The sequence below is a fragment of the Streptomyces sp. NBC_00988 genome (assembly GCF_045162645.1).
GTDB lineage: Bacteria > Actinomycetota > Actinomycetes > Streptomycetales > Streptomycetaceae > Streptomyces.
In genome coordinates this window covers 11,031,908-11,047,727 of record NZ_CP108730.1, presented here as the reverse complement: position 1 = coordinate 11,047,727, position 15,820 = coordinate 11,031,908, and the positions used below count along the sequence as shown (strand labels likewise).

Genomic DNA, 15,820 nt, shown 5'->3' with positions numbered 1-15,820 from the left:
CTTTCTTGTCAGTTGGGGGGCGTGTCGGTCGAGTGGGGCGCACGACGCGCGTCAGGCCACGATCAGTGGGCGCAGGGTGCGGTGGGCGATCTCAAGGCCCGTCTTGACCTTCTCCTCGGTGCCGCTCCACACGGGGTCCTCGTGCTCGACCGAGAGCGTTCCGGTGAAGCCGTTCTCGTACAGGGCGTCCACGACGGCGTTCCAGTCGACCTGGCCGCGGCCCGGGACGCGGTAGCGCCACCAGCCGTTGTCCCAGGGGTCGTCGCGCCCGACCGCCTTGCCGAAGACGCCGTAGCGGTCGATCGCGCCGGGCAGGATCTCGGCGTCCTTGGCCTGAGCGTGGACGATCCGGTCGGCGTACGGCGCGATGGTCTTCACCGGGTCGACACCGATCCAAGTGAGGTGCGAGGGATCCCAGTTGAGGTAGAGCCCGAGGGAGAACATCCACTCCCACAGCTCGGGCGAGTAGGCGAGGTTGCCCGGGTAGCCGTCCGGGTGCCAGCCCTCCATCACACAGTTCTCGATGATGATGCGTACGTCGCGTTCGCCCGCGTACTCGACGAGTTCGGGGAAGATCTTCTCGGCCTCGCGGAGGCTGTGCGCCACGGGTTGGGTCCAGTCGCGGCCGACGAAGGTGCCGACGTACGGGACGTCGAGGGCGGCCGCGGTGTCGATGACCTTCTTGAGGTGGGTATGGATCTCCTCCCGCCGCCCGGCGTCAGGGTGGAGGTTGTTCTCGTAGTACGCGAGCGCCGAGAGCTGGAGCCGGTGACGCTCGAACAACTCCCTTGTCTCGTCCGCCCGTTGGGTGCCGAAGTCGGCCACCGGCAGGTGTGCGGCCTCGAAGTCGCGGCCGCCGGTGACGGGCCAGGCGGCGACCTCCAGGGCCTCGTATCCGGCCTCGTCCGCCCAGGCGGCGATCTGTGCCAGGGAGAGGTTCGGGAGACAGGCTGTGAGCATGCCGAGTTTCATACGGGGGCCTCCTGGCTCTCGTGGTGGGGGACGGGGCCGTCCACGTCGGTCCATCCGAGGGAGCAGGACGACCGCAGCACGGCTTCGACCAGCCGGGCCGAGCGCAGCCCGTCCGCGCCGGTGGGCAGGCCTTCGGGCGCGCCGCCCTCGATGGCCGTATAGGCGTCGGTGACAAAGGAGTTGAAGCAGTCGGCGTACCCCTGGGCGTGTCCGGCGGGCAGCCGGGACAGGCGCCGCTGTTCGGCGGAGCCGTGCTGTGGATCGCGGACGAGAATCCGTGCGCCGTCCTGGGCGCCCAGCCAGGCGGTCTCGGGGTTCTCCTGGTCGAAGACCGCGCTGCCGTCGGCGCCGTCGAGTTCGAACCAGAGCCGGTTCTTCCGGCCTGCCGAGACCTGGGAGACCGTCAGCGTGCCGAGGACACCGTCCTCGGTGCGCAGCAGTACGGCGGCCACGTCCTCGGTGGGCCGGTCGGCGAAGGTGGTGCCGATGCGGGCCGTCAGTTCGGTGAAGCGGACTCCGGCGACCCACTCCACGAGATCGCACCAGTGGGATCCGATGTCGGCGAAGGCCCGCGAGGGCCCGCCCTCCGCCGGATCCACCCGCCACGATGTCGCGTCCTCGGCCAGCAGCCAGTCCTGGAGGTAGCTGCCGTGGATGAGCTGCCATGCCCCGAACTCACCGCGCAGGCGGCGCTCGCGGATCTCCCGGACGAGGGGGTGATAGCGGTAGACGAAGGGAACGGCCAGCAACAGCCCGGCGCGCTCGGCGAGTTGAGTCAGCCGCTCGGCGTCGGCGGCAGCCGTGGCCAGCGGCTTCTCGCAGATCACGTGCTTGCCGGCGCGCAGGGCCGCCTCGGCCTGCGGGACGTGCAGGGCGTTGGGTGTGCAGAGGTGCACCACCGTGACGCTCTCGTCGGCGAGCACCGCGTCGAAGTCCGGATAGCGAGCGGGTACGTCCCACTCCTTGGCGACCTGCGCGCTGCGCTCGGGAGTCGAGGCCACCGCTCCGGCGAGGATCCCGCCGGCCGAGCGGATCGCCGCGGCGTGTACCGCGCCGATCATGCCGGTCCCGATCACGACCGCTCGCAGGGAACCACTCACCGGTGCACCTCCGCCGTCTTCCGACCGACCGCGGCCTGAACGCCGCGTTGCGCATCACCATCGTTTAGTTCGCTGGAAAAGCACAAGAGGCCCTATTTAATTTTCTCCAAGGCCTAAAATCGGTCAAATCTCGGGCCCATACCGAAACGATCTCGTCATGATCCAGACATCCTTGGCCTGAACACCTTGTTGACGGGCGGAAGGTGACGTCATTAGGGTCACCAGAATGCATAAAGGCGACGGATACAGCGAGGGACACACCGCGGGGACGACTCCGTCCTCCCCGGTGCCGGTCGCGCTGCGCAGGGTGCTGGATCTCGTGGTCTCCGGTGAGGCGACCAGCCGTGCGGAGATCTCCCGGCGCAGCGGCCTCGCCCGCTCGACCGTGGGCCAGCAGGTCGACCACCTCGTGGCGCGCGGCATACTCCAGGAGCTGGAGAGCAGGGAGTCGGTCCGGGGGCGCCCGCCACGGGTCCTGACGATCAGCCCGCAGGCCGGGACCATCGCCGTCGCGGACATCGACACCCTGTCGAGCCAGGTCGCCATCGCCGACCTCACCCAGCGGGTGATCGCGCACGAGACCGTGGACGTCCGGATCGACGCCGGCCCCAAGGCGGTGCTGGACGCGGTGACGGAGCGGCTGTCGAGTCTGCTGGCGAAGCACGGCCGCGACCCGGGCCGGGTACGCGAGACGGTGGTCGGCCTGCCCGGTCCCGTCGACTTCCAGCACGGTTGCGCGGTACGTCCGACCGGCATGCCCGGCTGGGACAGCTATCCCGTCGCCGAGCACCTGCGCACCGCGTTCCGCTGCCCGGTCGTGGTGGACAACGACGTCAACCTGATGGCGCTCGGCGAGGCCGGCCAGGCCGAGGCGGACACTCCGCTGCTGTGCATCAAGATCGCCAGCGGTATCGGTGCCGGCATCGTCACCGCGAACGGTGACGTGTACCGCGGAGCCGACGGGGCGGCCGGCGACATCGGCCACATCCGGGCGGTCGGCGGCGGCGATGTGCTGTGCGCCTGCGGCAACATCGGCTGCGTGGGAGCGCTCGCCTCCCACCGGGCGATCCTGCGCAGCCTCGGCATTCCCGAGTCGACGGGCGAGGACCCGCTGCACGGCGCCCACGAGTTGGCGCTGCGGGTGGCCAACAGTGATCCGCCCGCCCTGCACGCGCTGCGCCAGGCCGCCACGGAGATCGGCGAGGTGGTGGCGATGCTGGTGCACATGTTCAACCCGCGCACCCTGGTGCTCGGCGGCCCGTTGAGCGAACTCCGCGACGATCTGCTCTCCGGCGTCCGCGCGGTCGTCTACCAGCGCGCCCTGCCCCTGGCCACCCGCAAACTCACCATCACCACCACCCAGCTCGGCGCCGCGGCCGGGATCCACGGCGGGATCGCGCTCGCCACCCGGGACATCTTCAGCCCGCCGGGCATCGCACGACTCCTGGCGAGCGACCCGACGTAGAGGCTCCTGGCGCGCCGGGCCGTCAAGGGCTCTCGGCGCACCGGACCGCGTAAAGGAATCCCCTACACACTCCAGCCAACTCCCAATTGTCGGCCCGTTCCCGCCGCGCCTAGCGTGAAGGCACGGCGGGAACGAGGACCGCCCGGCAATGCGAGGAGTTCGTCCCATGACGCAGTCGCTGGAATCCCCGGCACCGGTCGATTCCGACGCCCGAGCGGCCGACTTCGACCGCGTGCTGTCCCAAGTGGCCGAGCGGCGCGCGGAGTTCGAGGAGAAGCGGCACGTTCCGCGGGACATGGTCGCCGAGTTCAAACGAGCCGGTCTCTACCGGGCGGGCGCCCCGAAGCGCTTCGGCGGCGACGCGCTGCCGCCGGTCGAGTTCCTGCGGCTCATCGAGCGGATATCGGAGGTCGACGGATCGGCGGGCTGGGTGGCCAGCTTCGGCTCGGCCCTCGTCTATCTGGCCGCGCTGCCCCTGGAGACCCAGGCCGAGTTGTACGCCGACGGGCCCGATGTGGCCTTCGCCGGCGGCCTGTTCCCGGTCCAGCCGGCCGAACTCGTCGACGGTACGTACCGGGTCTCGGGCCGGTGGAAGTTCGCCAGCGGCTGCAAGGGCGCGGACGTCCTCGGTGTCGGCATCAAGGCGAGCGGGGGCAAGGCCGGTCAGCAGAACGCCGGTCGTCCGCTGACCGCCGTGCTGCGCCCCGAGCAGGTGGAGATCGTCGAGAACTGGGACGTCATCGGCCTGCGCGGCACCGGAAGCCACGACCTGGTGGCCGACGGTGCGCTCGTCCCCGAGGAGTGGACGTTCGTACGCGGCGGCGAACCCACCGTCGACGAACCGCTGTACCGCTACCCGACCGTCCCCTATGCCGCCCAGGTCCTTGCCGTGGTCGGCCTCGGAGTCGCCCGCGCCGCACTCGACCAGGCGATCGCCAGCGGCGGACGCGCCGGATTCACCGGCGCCCCCAAGCCCGCCGAACGCGCCACCTACCGCATCGCGGTGGGCCAGGCCGAGGCCCAACTCCGGTCCGCACGCGCCTTCTTCTACGAGACCACCGGCGAGGTGTGGGCAACGGTCGAGGCCGGAGATCCGGCGACCTCCGAGCAGGCCAGCCTGCTCCGGCTCGCCTCCGCCCATCTCGCGAAGAACTCGTTCGAGGTCGTCCGCGCCGCCTACCAGCTCAGCGGCATCCCGGCCATCACCGACGGCCACCCGATGCAGCGCTTCCTGCGCGACGCGTCCGTCGTCCCGCAACACGCCTTCCTCCAGGAGGGCATGTACGACGGCGCCGGCGCGGTCCTCATGGGCGTCGAGCCCTTCCCCGGCTACCTCTAGCCCTCCCGGCCACCTCCGAGCAGCCACTGTCCGGGCATCTCCGAGCAGCCCTGTCCGGCCCACCCCTGAAAGGCGGGAACTCCCCCATGCCCGATTCCGGCGGCAAACCCCTGCGCGTGCTCTTCTGCATCGGCGTCAACCAGAACTTCTTCGATCTGCCCACCGGTCAGGGCAAGGCGGTCTGGGACGGCTTCACGACCATGCTCTCCCAGCTCTGGGAACTGCCCGGCGTGAGCGTCCTCGGCACCATGGACGACGACCAGCACATGGTCGGCCCCTCCGGCTCCTGGCCCTGGACGTCGTACGTCCTCGCCGACGTGACCGACCAGCCGACGGTGGCCGCGGCCTGCAACCTCTTCCGCACCGTCCAGGTCGGCGAGCACGGGCTGTGGCGCTACATGAAGATCGAGGCGCGCGTCGGCCGTCCGCTGCCGGAGCCGGAGGCCACCCGATGACCGTGTCCCCGGAGACTCCCGACATCGCGTCGCTCGTCGAGGACGACCGCGTCGCCGGCACCCTCTACACCGGCCCGGAGCTGTTCGAGCTGGAGATGGACCGGATCTTCCACCGCACCTGGGTGTGGGTGGCCCACGAGAGCGAGATCGCCAAGGCGGGCGACTTCAAGACCGCCTGGATCGGCCGCCGTCCCGTCATCGTCAGCCGCGACCGCCGCGGCGGCATCAATGTCCTCCTCAACCGCTGCCGCCATCGCGGCGCCAGCGTCTGCGACGTCCCCAAGGGCAACGGCAACGGCTTCACCTGCCCCTACCACGCGTGGTCGTACGCCCTGGACGGCACGCTGCGCGGCATCCCCTATCCCGAGGGCTACGAGAACGTCACGGAGAAGAAGGACCTGCCGCTGCAACGCCTCAAGGTGGGGACGTACGCGGGCATGATCTTCGCGAGCTTCAACGACGAGATCGAACCGCTGGAGGACTTCCTCGGCGGGGCGCGGCTGTGGATCGACCGCTTCATGAAGCAGGGCGCCGGCTTCCCGATCAAGGTGCAGGGCGAGCACAAGTTCCGTTTCCAGGGCAACTGGAAGATCCAGCTGGAGAACACGACCGACTGGTACCACTTCCCGATCGTGCACCGCTCCTGGATGTCGTCCGTGGACGCCGAGACCGCGAGCATGCTGTCGATCATGACCGACGAGAGCGCGGTCACCCACGCCCTCGGCAACGGCCACAGCGTGTCCGTGTCCGTCGCCGAGCACGTCGACCTGGACGTCGACGACGGCAGCGAAAAGCTCCAGGACCGCTTCAGCCATGTCATCGAGGAGCTGTCGAAGGACCTGCCGCCGGAGCGCGTGCGGCGGATCGTGCGCTCGCTGCACGGCGCCGGCTTCAACCTCAACCTGTTCCCGAACGTGGCCATGTCGATGTCCTTCTTCCGGGTCCTGCGGCCGGTCTCGGTCGCGGAGACAGAGATCCGGCACGTGGCCCTCGGCCTGGACGGCGGCCCCGAGATCGTCAACCGCGAACGGCTGCGCATCCACGAGCACTTCCAGGGCCCGTTCGGCTTCGGCAGCCCCGACGACGCCGAGGCCTGGAACCGCGTCCAGCGCGGCGTGACCGGCGGCGTCGACATGCCGATCCTCGTCAACCGGGGCCTCGGCCGGGAGAAGCCCAACGACCTGGGCCAGCCGACCTCCCACGCGACCGACGAGACCGGCATGCGCGAGGCGTACGCGATGTGGAAGAGGATGATGACAGATGTCAAGTGACGTTCTCAGTACGACAGTTGGTGACGTCCTCAGTACGGCAGTTGTGGATGCCGAACTGCCGCTCGACGACCCGCGGGCCCTCGCCGCGCTCTCCCTGATCTGGCGCGAGGCCCGCCTCCTGGACGCCAAGCGGTACGAGGAGTGGGACACGCTGTGGGCCGAGGGCGGCGAGTACGTCGTCCCCATCGACCCTCAGACGACGGACTTCGCCGGCTCGCTGAACCTGGTGTACGACGACGACCGGATGCGCCGGATGCGCATCGAGCGGCTGACCGGTGGCTTCTCCATCTCGGCGACGGCCGCGGCCCGTACGGTCCGTACCGTCTCCCGCTTCACGGTCGCCGCCCGTGACGAGTCCGGGGACTCCATCGAGATCCGTTCCGCGCAGGTGGTCGTCGGCTACAAGCGCGGTGAGACCTTCGTCCTGGCGGCCGATCTCACCCACCGCGTCACGTTCACCGCCGACGGTCCCCGGATCGTGCGCAAGGTCGTCCGTCTGATCAACTCCGAGGACGCCGTGACGGCGTCGGGGTTCCTCCTGTGAGCCCGGCAGGGTGGGAGGACGACCAGCCGCGCGTCGTACTGGTCACCGGAGCGGCCCGCGGCCTGGGCGCCTGTATCGCCTCCCGGTTCTACGACCGCGGCTACCGCGTCGCCGTCACCGACCTGGACGAGGAGGCCGCGGTCAAGACCGCCGCCGCCCTGGACCCGACCGGGAGTTCGGCGGTCGGACTCGGCCTGGACGCCCGCGACAAGACCGCGTTCGTACGGGTCCTGGCCGACCTGGTCGCACGCTGGGGCGCCGTCCACGTGCTGGTCAACAACGCGGGCCTCTCCAAGGTCGAGGCGCTGATGGACATCACCCCCGACAGCTTCAGCGCGGTCGTGTCGGCCAACCTCGACGGCACGTTCCTCGGCTGTCAGGTGCTCGGCGCGTACTTCGCCGACCGCGGTTACGGACGCATCGTCAACATCGCCTCGCTCGCGGGACAGAACGGCGGCACGGCGACCGGAGCGCACTATGCCTCGGCCAAGGGCGGCGTCATCACGCTGACCAAGGTCTTCGCCCGTGAACTCGGGCCGCAGGGCGTGACGGTCAACGCCATCTCCCCCGGCCCGCAGGAACTGCCGTCCGTCCGCGAGAACGTCGACCCCGACAGGCTCGCGCAGATCGAGGCCTCGATTCCCGTACGCCGCCTCGGGCGCCCGGAGTTCATCGCCGACATGGCCGTGCTGCTGGCGGCGGACACCGCGGACACGGTGACCGGGGCGTGCTGGGACGCCAACGGCGGCCTCTACCTGCGCTGAGGCCCTCCATGAGCTGAAGTCCCTCGCCCCTTTGATCCCTGCTGGTTCCGCTGGTTCCCACTGGTTCCGCCCCGAACGTGAAGGCAGACGGATGTTCACTGTCACCGTCACCGAGGCCGTCGACGTCACCGACGCGGTCAAGGTCCTCCGGCTGGCCCGCACCGACGGCAGCCCGCTCCCGGGCTACCCGGCCGGTGCCCACATCGACGTGACCGGACCGACCGGAATCACCCGCCCCTACTCACTGTGCGGACCGCCGCACGACCCAGGCGCCTACACCATCGCGGTCAAACGCGAGGAGACGTCCCGGGGCGGCTCCCACGCCCTGCACGACAAGACGGAACCCGGCACGGAGCTGCGCATCGGCGCACCCCGGCAGCTCTTCGGCCTCGACGCCGGCGCGAGCGAGCACCACCTGGTCGCGGGCGGCATCGGTATCACGCCGCTGCTCGCGATGGCGTACGAACTCCTCGCCACCGGTGCGGACTTCAGGCTGCACTACGTGGCGCGGAGCCGGGCCGAGGCGGCCTTCGCGGACCGGCTGGAGGAGTCCGCCTTCGCCGGCCGGGTCGTCCTCCACCTCGGGCACGGGCGGGAGGCGGCGGTCCAGGCCCTCTCCGCCGCGCTCACGGATCTCCCGGCGAGCGCGCACGTCTACACCTGCGGCCCCCAGGGGTTCATGGAACAGGTCACCGCGCTCGCGTCCCGCAGCGTGCCGGAGGACCAGATCCACTCCGAGCTGTTCCAGGCGGCGGACCAGCCGGACGCCGCCCCCGCCGAGAGCTTCGAGGTCGAACTCGACACCGGCGAGGTCTACACCGTGCCCGCCGACAAGAGCATCGCCGAAGTGCTGGAGGACAACGGAGTCCCGCTCGACACCTCCTGCCGCGAAGGCATCTGCGGCACCTGCGTCCTACGGGTCCTCGACGGCGAGCCCGACCACCGCGACCACTGCCTGACCGCCAAGGAAAAGGCGGCGGGCGACCAGATCGCCGCGTGTGTCTCCCGCTCCAGGTCACCCCGCTTGGTGGTCGAGCTGTGGTGAGCGGGCACGCCGAGCGATGCGCCGGAGTCCGGCGCGGAGAGGAACGAACGACCATGAACGCGTACGACACCCAACACGCCCCGGACCGGGCGGACTTCAGGGAGGCGATGGCGCACCTTCCCGCGGCCGTCAACATCCTGACGACGGACGGACCGAACGGCCGCTGCGGCATCACCGTCAGCGCGGTCTGCTCGGTGACCGACGATCCGCCGACCGTCCTGGTCTGCGTCAACCGCAAGAGCGCCATGCACGACGTCTTCAGCGCCAACGGCCGCGTGTGCGTCAACGTACTCGGCGGAGATCAGCAGGAGTTGGCGCTGCACTTCGCCGGCGCGACCGAGGCGTCCATGGCCGAGCGCTTCACCTGGGACGTCTGGGACCGGACGCATGACGTGCCGGTGCTCAAGGACGCGGTGGTGACCGTGGTCGGCACCATCAAGGAGTCCAAGGCCATGGGCACCCACAGCGTGCTGTTCGTCGAGATCGAGCGGATCCGCACCCGGCCGGGCGGCCACAGTCTCGTCTACTTCAACCGCGCCTTCCACCGGCTGGACTCGGCGCCGCCGGTGGCCTGTTGAGGAACAGCCCGCTGAAATCCGCCCGTTGAGCAACAGCCCATTGAACTGCGCCTGTTGAGGAACACCCCTACTTCGAAAGCAGGTTGACGTGCCCTCACTGACCTCCGCCGCGCACGACCCGCGCGAAGCGGTCGACGGCGCGCTGCGCCGCCTGGCCGAGACCGAGCCGGACATCCGTGCCTGGACTCTCGTCGACGCGAAGGGTGCGCGCAAGGCGGCCGAGGGCATCACGGACGGGCCGCTGCGGGGTGTGCCGGTCGGCGTCAAGGACATCATCGACGTCGCCGGGCTGCCCACCGAGTGCGGCTCCCCGCTGCGGCGAGGGCGGATCGCCACCTCTGACGCCTGGCTGGTGGACCGGCTGCGCCGGGCGGGCGCGATACCGCTGGGCAAGACAGTCACCACCGAGTTCGCTTACTTCCAGCCGGGCCCGACCCGCAATCCGCACAACCTCGCCCACACTCCGGGCGGTTCCTCCAGCGGGTCCGCGGCGGCGGTCGCGGCGGGCGTGGTGCCGTTGGCACTGGGCTCGCAGACGGCGGGTTCGCTGACCCGGCCGGCGTCCTTCTGCGGTGTCGCCGGGTATGTCGCCCCCGTCGGCGCCTGGTCGACACGGGGGATCACCGGGCTCAGCCCGAGCCTGGACGCACCGGGACTGATCACCCCCGGAGTCACCGAACTGGCCGCCGTGGTCGAGGCGGTCGACGGCACCAGGGCCGAAGTCCCGGACTGGACCGGGGTGTTGGTCTGGCGCGGCACCGAACTGGCCGACATCGACCCGGCGATGCTCGACGCGCTGGACCGCACCGCCAAGGCCCTGACGGCGACCGGCGCCAAGGCGAACGACCTGGGCGGCCAGGTCCGGACACCCGAACTCGCCGAGACCCACGCCACCGTCATGGCGTACGAGGCAGCGCGTTCCCTGGCCGCCGAGGCGGAGTACCCGGAGTCGCTGAGCACGCCCCTGCGCGAACTGCTGGAGCGTGGCCGCCGGACCTCCGAGGGCGAGTACCGCAGGGCACAGCACATCGCCGGCACCGCCCGCACCCGGGTTCTCGACCTGCTCACCCGAGTCGATGTGATCCTCGCTCCGGCCGCCCCGGGCCCCGCCCCGTACGGCCTGGACGCCACCGGTACCCCCGTGCTCAGCCGCCCCTGGCAACTGCTCGGCCTGCCCGTCGTCACCGTCCCCGGCCACCGCGACCCGCACGGTATGCCGCTCGGCCTCCAACTCATCGGCCACCCCGACCACGTTGCCCGCCTGCTCGGCATCGCCCGTCACACGGAGGCGGTCATCCAGGAGACCCCGGGCGGCACCCGATGAAGATCACCGCGATCGAGACGATCCCGTACTCGATCCCGTATCTGAAACCCCTTCGCTTCGCGAGCGGTGAGGTGCACAGCGCCGAGCACGTGCTCGTCCAAGTCCACACCGACGAAGGGCTGGTGGGCGTCGCCGACGCACCGCCCCGCCCCTTCACCTACGGCGAGACACAGCAGTCCGTGATCGCCGTCATCGAGAAGATCTTCGCCCCGCAGCTCACCGGCATGGACGTGTTCGCCCGCGAGCAGGTGCACGCCCGTCTCCACCGCACCGTCGGCAACCCGGCCGCCAAGTCGGCCGTGGACATGGCTCTTTGGGACATAGCAGGCCAGGCCCTGAGCCAACCCGTCACCCAACTCCTCGGCGGTTACACCGACCGGATGCGCGTCTCGCACATGCTCGGCTTCGACGCCCCGGAGCGGATGGCCGAGGAGGCCGAGCGGATCCGGGACACGTACGGCATCACCACCTTCAAGGTGAAGGTGGGGCGGCGGCCGATCACGCTCGACCTCGATGTGTGCCGGGCTCTGCGCGAAGTCCTGGGCGACGAGGCCGAGTTGTACGTGGACGGCAACCGCGGCTGGACCGCCTCGGAGTCCGCCGCCGCCCTGCGCGCGCTCGAACCCGTCGGCATCACCCTCGCCGAGGAGCTGTGCCCGGCCGACGACGTGCTGGGACGGCGATGGCTCGTACGGCAGTGTCCCGTGCCGTTCGTCGCGGACGAGTCCGCCACCACGCCCGCGGAGGTGACCCGCTCCCTGCTGGACGGCGCGGCCACCGCGATCAGCGTCAAGACCGCCCGCACCGGCTTCACCCAGTCCCAGCGCGTGCTGTTCCAGTGCGAGGGGATGGGTGCCGAGGTGGTGATGGGCAACCAGATCGACGGCCAGTTGGGCACGGTGTGCACGGTCGCCTTCGGCGCCGCGTACGCCGCCGCCTCCCGCCGTGCCGGCGAACTCTCCAACTTCCTGGACATGAGCGACGACCTGCTCACCGAACCGGTCACGATCGCCGACGGCACGATCGCCGTACGGGACCTGCCCGGTCTGGGCGTCGCGATCGACCCGGACAAGCTCACCCGCTACCGCCAGGACCGCTGAACCGCATTTCCCGACCGGCAAAGGAGCCGCACATCATGTCCGACACCACGCTGAAAGCCACCGCCGCCGCATCCGGCGCTTCCGCCACCGACCGCTTCCGCACCGACAAGGCCACCGCGACCGCCCAGGCCGTCGCCGACACGGAGCGCGTCAACACCCTTGCCACCGAGCTGATATCCGCCGTGCACGACGTCATCCGCCGAAACCAGGTGACGTACGAGGAGTACAACGCCCTCAAGGCATGGCTGATCTCCGTGGGCGAGGACGGCGAGTGGCCGCTCTTCCTGGACGTGTGGATCGAGCACGTCGTCGAGGAGGTCGCGGGCGCCGAGCGCGAGGGGAGCAAGGGAACCATCGAAGGGCCGTACTACGTGCCGGGCGCTCCCGGCCTCCCCAGTGTCAGCACCCTGCCGATGCGCGAGGACGAGGCCGGCACCCCGCTCCTCTTCCAGGGCCAGGTCACGGGGGTCTCGGGCGAGCCCCTGTCCGGCGCGCTGCTGGAGATGTGGCAGGCCGACGACGACGGCCTGTACGCGCAGTTCGCACCCGGCATCCCCGAGTGGAACCTGCGCGGTGCCGTCACCGCCGACGACAAGGGGCACTTCGCGGTGCTCACCATCCAGCCCGCCCCCTACCAGATCCCCACCGACGGATCCTGCGGCGCGCTCATCACCGCCGCCGGGTGGCACCCCTGGCGCCCGGCCCATCTGCACCTGAAGGTCTCCGCTCCCGGCCACGAGACGCTCACCGCCCAGCTGTACTTCCGCGGCGGCGAACACGTCGAGGACGACGTGGCCTCCGCCGTGAAGCCGGAACTCGTCATCGACCCGCGGCCGGTGGGCGACGGCGGCAGGCAGGTCACCTACGACTTCGTCCTCGATCCCGCTTCCTGATCGGAGACCGTCATGCTCTTCGCCGTCCACATGGCCGTGAACCTGCCCCCCGATCTCGACCCAACGCTCCGGGCGTCGACCGTCGCCGCCGAGAAGGAGTACGCCCAGAAGCTCCAACACTCCGGCGAATGGCTGCACTTGTGGCGCTGCGCCGGCCAGTACTCCAACCTCAGCGTCTTCGACGTCACCGACAACGACCGGCTCAACGAACTCCTGTGGGGACTGCCGCTCTTCCCGTACATGGACGTCACCGTGACCCCGCTGGCCCGGCATCCCTCCTCGATCCGCTGACCAACGGCACAGGCGGGCCGCCGCGTCACCTCATCAGCGCCCGGCCTGTGGGGCCGACGACGCGTCGATGCCGTTGAACACGGCGTCGAGGAGGCCGTTGATGAACTCGTCGGTCGGAGCCTGCCGTACGAGCAGCCGGTAGAGCATCGCCCCGATGAGCGCTTCGGCAACGGCCGCGGTCGACGTGTCCGCCCTCAGCTGTCCCAGGCGCACCGCGCCGTCCAGGCGGGCGGTGAGGGCGGCTTCGTTGGCGGCGGTGAGGCGCTCGTAGAACTTCGCCGCCACCTCGTCGCTCTCGGCCGCCGCGGCGGTGCACGCGCGGATCAGGGAGGCGTTCTCGGTCTCGGCGAGGAAATCGGCGAAGCCTCGCAACCAGGTGCGCAGGTCACCGCGCACCTCGCCGCTGTCCGCGACCACGGCGGTCCTGGCAGGGACGTACCCCTCCAGGATGCACTCGGCGACGAGCTCGTTCTTGGAGCGGTACCAGCGGTAGACGGTCTGCTTACCGGCGCCGGCGGCCGTCGCGATGCGGTCGATGGACAGCTTGTCGTACCCGCTGGCCGCCAGCTCGTCGCGGGTCGCCTCCAAGATGGCCTGCCGTGTGCTCTCGCTCCGCGTACGCCCCCGCTGTGAGTCAGACATGTTGACGAGATTAGCCGGAGAGGTAGGGTGAAAGAGAAAGCGAGACAAGTTGTCTCGAAAATAGGCGGGAGGCGCGACGTGAGCACAAAGGTGCTGGTCATCATCGGAGCCGGCGGCATGGGCCTGGCGGTGGCGCGCCGACTGGGCGCGGGCCGTACGGTCCTGCTGGCCGACATCGGCGAGGACGTCCTCAAGGCCGCCGAACGGACGCTGGGGGACGAGGGCCTCACCGTGGCCACGCAGGTGGTCGACGTGACCTCGGCCGCCTCCGTCCAGGACCTGGCGCGGACCGCGCAGGCGGCCGGCGAGGTCGACCAGGTCGTGCACACCGCCGGGCTGTCCCCCGTCCAGGCACCCGCGCAGGCGATCCTCAAGGTGGACCTGCTCGGCGTGGCGCTCGTCCTGGACGCGTTCGCGCCCGTCATCGCCACCGGAGGCGCCGGCGTGGTGATCGCCAGCATGGCCGGACACATCGCCGCCGCGCTCACCCCCGAGCAGGAGAGCGCCCTCGCCAGCACCCCCGCCGACCAACTCCTGCAGCTGCCGTTCCTCAGCCCGGACCACGTCACCGACCCCGCGGCCGCCTACGGGATCGCCAAGCGCGCGAACCATGTGCGCGTCGCGGCCGCCAGTACCGCCTGGGGCGAGCGCGGTGCCCGGCTCAACAGCATCAGCCCCGGTGTGATCTCCACCCCCATGGGACAGCAGGAACTCGCCGGCCAGGCCGGTCAGCTCATCCGCGCCCTGGTCGACGCCTCCGGAACCGGCCGCCTCGGCACGCCCGGCGACATCGCCGCCGCCACCGCCTTCCTGCTCGGCCCGGACGCCTCGTTCATCACCGGCACCGACCTCCTGGTCGACGGTGGCGTCGTCGCCGCCGTGAAGTCCGGCCACCTCGGCCCGCTGACCTCGCCGGGCGAGTAGCCGCGCCGGGCGTCGCAGCCGCGGTTACCGTCAGCCATCCCGACGTCAACTGGGCCGCCGCCACGCCTTTTTCAGAGGCGGTCGCGCTTCAGCCCTGCTGGGGTGTTGCGCGCGCCGGCGGCCACGCCCTGGGGCGAGACGGCGTCGATCGCGGCGGTCTCATCCGCGGTCAGTTCGATCGCTGTCGCCGCCGCGTTCTGCTCCAGATAGTGGCGCTTCTTGGTGCCGGGGATCGGCACCGTGCCCTGGTTCACGACCCATGCCAGTGCCAGCTGAGCGACCTCGATGTTCCGTTGCTCGGCCAGCTCTCGAAGCTTGTCGACGATCTTCAGGTTGGCGTCGATGTTCTCCTGGCTGAACCGGGGCAGGTTACGGCGGGCGTCGGTGGCCTCAAGGTCGTCGACGGTACGGATGTTGCCAGACAGGAAGCCGCGGCCCAGGGGTGAGAACGGCACGAAGCCGATGCCCAGCTCACGCAGCGTGTCCAGCACTCCGTTGTGCTCGGCGTCGCGCTCGAACAGCGAGTACTCCGACTGGACCGCGGTCAGCGGGAAGGTCGCGTGCGCGCGCCGGATCGTCTCGGGCGAGGGTTCGGAGATCCCGACGTAGCGCACCTTGCCCTCGGCCACGAACTCGCCCATGGCTCCGACCGTCTCCTCGATCGGCACGTTCGGGTCGGTGCGGTGCAGGTAGTAGAGATCGATGTGGTCGGTCTCCAGGTGCCGGAGGGAACGCTCCAGCGCCTTGCGCGCATACGCCGGGCTGCCGTTGAGGACACCGGCCGTCGTTCCGTCATCGGCGATCTCGACGGCGAACTTCGTCGCGATCGTCACCTCGTCCCGGCGGCCCTTCAGCGACCTGGCCAGCAACTGCTCGTTCAGGAAAGGACCGTAGACCTCGGCGGTGTCCAGGAACGTCACCCCGAGCTCGACGGCCCGGTGGATCGTGGCGACCGACTCGGCGTCGTCGCGGCCTCCGTAGAAGGCGCTCATCCCCATGCATCCCAGGCCCTGCGCGCTCACGACCAGCCCCTGTGAACCGAGTTCACTCGTCTTCATGACTTCCTCAGCATTCCGGCAGCAAGCCGCTGCCCATAGAGATCGGTCTTTCTGT

At 70.2% G+C, this 15,820-nt stretch carries 17 protein-coding genes; 13 read left to right on the top strand and 4 right to left on the bottom strand.

What is annotated here, in order from left to right:
- Positions 1-51 precede the first annotated feature (51 nt).
- Both OG496_RS49825 and OG496_RS49820 read right to left on the bottom strand, forming a co-directional pair.
- A complete protein-coding gene (locus OG496_RS49825; protein WP_405975643.1) occupies positions 52-972 on the bottom strand; it encodes a sugar phosphate isomerase/epimerase family protein in 921 nt (306 codons plus the stop codon).
- Positions 969-2,072, bottom strand: coding sequence for a Gfo/Idh/MocA family protein (locus tag OG496_RS49820; RefSeq protein ID WP_405975642.1), 1,104 nt, complete (start codon positions 2,070-2,072; stop codon positions 969-971). Before OG496_RS49820 ends, OG496_RS49825 begins: the two co-directional genes overlap by 4 nt.
- 226 nt (positions 2,073-2,298) lie before the next feature.
- Here OG496_RS49820 and OG496_RS49815 point away from each other — a divergent pair, with 226 nt between their 5' ends.
- The 12 genes from OG496_RS49815 (at position 2,299) to catC (ending at position 13,141) form a co-directional block, all read left to right on the top strand.
- The gene (locus OG496_RS49815; RefSeq protein WP_405975641.1) at positions 2,299-3,537 is read left to right on the top strand and encodes an ROK family protein; all 1,239 of its coding nucleotides are present in this window, start codon (positions 2,299-2,301) and stop codon (positions 3,535-3,537) included.
- Between the two features lie 166 nt (positions 3,538-3,703).
- On the top strand, positions 3,704-4,876 hold the full coding sequence (locus OG496_RS49810; RefSeq protein WP_405975640.1) for an acyl-CoA dehydrogenase family protein: 1,173 nt from the start codon (positions 3,704-3,706) through the stop codon (positions 4,874-4,876).
- 86 nt (positions 4,877-4,962) lie between these two features.
- A complete protein-coding gene (locus tag OG496_RS49805; protein WP_317769754.1) occupies positions 4,963-5,331 on the top strand; it encodes a hypothetical protein in 369 nt (122 codons plus the stop codon).
- Positions 5,328-6,602, top strand: coding sequence for a Rieske 2Fe-2S domain-containing protein (locus OG496_RS49800; protein ID WP_405975639.1), 1,275 nt, complete (start codon positions 5,328-5,330; stop codon positions 6,600-6,602). Before OG496_RS49805 ends, OG496_RS49800 begins: the two co-directional genes overlap by 4 nt.
- The gene (locus OG496_RS49795; protein ID WP_405975638.1) at positions 6,592-7,146 is read left to right on the top strand and encodes an aromatic-ring-hydroxylating dioxygenase subunit beta; all 555 of its coding nucleotides are present in this window, start codon (positions 6,592-6,594) and stop codon (positions 7,144-7,146) included. Before OG496_RS49800 ends, OG496_RS49795 begins: the two co-directional genes overlap by 11 nt.
- Positions 7,143-7,910, top strand: a complete 768-nt coding sequence (locus OG496_RS49790; protein WP_405975637.1) for an SDR family NAD(P)-dependent oxidoreductase — start codon at positions 7,143-7,145, stop codon at positions 7,908-7,910. Before OG496_RS49795 ends, OG496_RS49790 begins: the two co-directional genes overlap by 4 nt.
- A gap of 91 nt (positions 7,911-8,001) precedes the next feature.
- Entirely contained in the window at positions 8,002-8,955 is a 954-nt protein-coding gene (locus OG496_RS49785; protein WP_405975636.1) for a PDR/VanB family oxidoreductase, read from the top strand.
- Positions 8,956-9,008: 53 nt separating this feature from the next.
- Entirely contained in the window at positions 9,009-9,533 is a 525-nt protein-coding gene (gene hpaC, locus OG496_RS49780) for a 4-hydroxyphenylacetate 3-monooxygenase, reductase component (RefSeq protein ID WP_405975635.1), read from the top strand.
- Between the two features lie 88 nt (positions 9,534-9,621).
- On the top strand, positions 9,622-10,857 hold the full coding sequence (locus OG496_RS49775; protein WP_405975634.1) for an amidase: 1,236 nt from the start codon (positions 9,622-9,624) through the stop codon (positions 10,855-10,857).
- Entirely contained in the window at positions 10,854-11,957 is a 1,104-nt protein-coding gene (locus OG496_RS49770; RefSeq protein WP_405975633.1) for a mandelate racemase/muconate lactonizing enzyme family protein, read from the top strand. The genes OG496_RS49775 and OG496_RS49770 overlap by 4 nt, the downstream gene beginning before the upstream one ends.
- 35 nt (positions 11,958-11,992) lie before the next feature.
- Positions 11,993-12,850, top strand: a complete 858-nt coding sequence (gene catA, locus OG496_RS49765; protein ID WP_405975632.1) for a catechol 1,2-dioxygenase — start codon at positions 11,993-11,995, stop codon at positions 12,848-12,850.
- Between the two features lie 12 nt (positions 12,851-12,862).
- Positions 12,863-13,141, top strand: a complete 279-nt coding sequence (catC, locus tag OG496_RS49760) for a muconolactone Delta-isomerase (RefSeq protein ID WP_405975631.1) — start codon at positions 12,863-12,865, stop codon at positions 13,139-13,141.
- Between the two features lie 33 nt (positions 13,142-13,174).
- Here catC and OG496_RS49755 read toward each other — a convergent pair whose 3' ends face one another.
- Entirely contained in the window at positions 13,175-13,783 is a 609-nt protein-coding gene (locus OG496_RS49755; protein WP_405975630.1) for a TetR/AcrR family transcriptional regulator, read from the bottom strand.
- A 78-nt stretch (positions 13,784-13,861) separates the two neighbouring features.
- Between OG496_RS49755 and OG496_RS49750 the strand changes: the two genes are divergently transcribed.
- Positions 13,862-14,707, top strand: a complete 846-nt coding sequence (locus OG496_RS49750) for an SDR family oxidoreductase (protein ID WP_405975629.1) — start codon at positions 13,862-13,864, stop codon at positions 14,705-14,707.
- 71 nt (positions 14,708-14,778) lie between these two features.
- Here OG496_RS49750 and OG496_RS49745 read toward each other — a convergent pair whose 3' ends face one another.
- Complete coding sequence (locus tag OG496_RS49745; protein WP_405975628.1) at positions 14,779-15,765, bottom strand: aldo/keto reductase; 987 nt, start codon at positions 15,763-15,765, stop codon at positions 14,779-14,781.
- Positions 15,766-15,820: the final 55 nt, after the last annotated feature.

Excerpts from the sequence above, each read along its gene's own strand:
- OG496_RS49815 (WP_405975641.1), top strand. The coding sequence starts at position 2,299 with ATGCATAAAGGCGACGGATACAGCGAGGGACACACCGCGGGGACGACT.
- OG496_RS49770 (WP_405975633.1), top strand. The coding sequence starts at position 10,854 with ATGAAGATCACCGCGATCGAGACGATCCCGTACTCGATCCCGTATCTG.
- hpaC (WP_405975635.1), top strand. The coding sequence starts at position 9,009 with ATGAACGCGTACGACACCCAACACGCCCCGGACCGGGCGGACTTCAGG.
- OG496_RS49800 (WP_405975639.1), top strand. The coding sequence starts at position 5,328 with ATGACCGTGTCCCCGGAGACTCCCGACATCGCGTCGCTCGTCGAGGAC.
- OG496_RS49785 (WP_405975636.1), top strand. The coding sequence starts at position 8,002 with ATGTTCACTGTCACCGTCACCGAGGCCGTCGACGTCACCGACGCGGTC.
- OG496_RS49810 (WP_405975640.1), top strand. The coding sequence starts at position 3,704 with ATGACGCAGTCGCTGGAATCCCCGGCACCGGTCGATTCCGACGCCCGA.
- OG496_RS49795 (WP_405975638.1), top strand. The coding sequence starts at position 6,592 with ATGTCAAGTGACGTTCTCAGTACGACAGTTGGTGACGTCCTCAGTACG.
- OG496_RS49825 (WP_405975643.1), bottom strand. The coding sequence starts at position 972 with ATGAAACTCGGCATGCTCACAGCCTGTCTCCCGAACCTCTCCCTGGCA.
- OG496_RS49805 (WP_317769754.1), top strand. The coding sequence starts at position 4,963 with ATGCCCGATTCCGGCGGCAAACCCCTGCGCGTGCTCTTCTGCATCGGC.
- OG496_RS49745 (WP_405975628.1), bottom strand. The coding sequence starts at position 15,765 with ATGAAGACGAGTGAACTCGGTTCACAGGGGCTGGTCGTGAGCGCGCAG.
- OG496_RS49755 (WP_405975630.1), bottom strand. The coding sequence starts at position 13,783 with ATGTCTGACTCACAGCGGGGGCGTACGCGGAGCGAGAGCACACGGCAG.
- catC (WP_405975631.1), top strand. The coding sequence starts at position 12,863 with ATGCTCTTCGCCGTCCACATGGCCGTGAACCTGCCCCCCGATCTCGAC.
- catA (WP_405975632.1), top strand. The coding sequence starts at position 11,993 with ATGTCCGACACCACGCTGAAAGCCACCGCCGCCGCATCCGGCGCTTCC.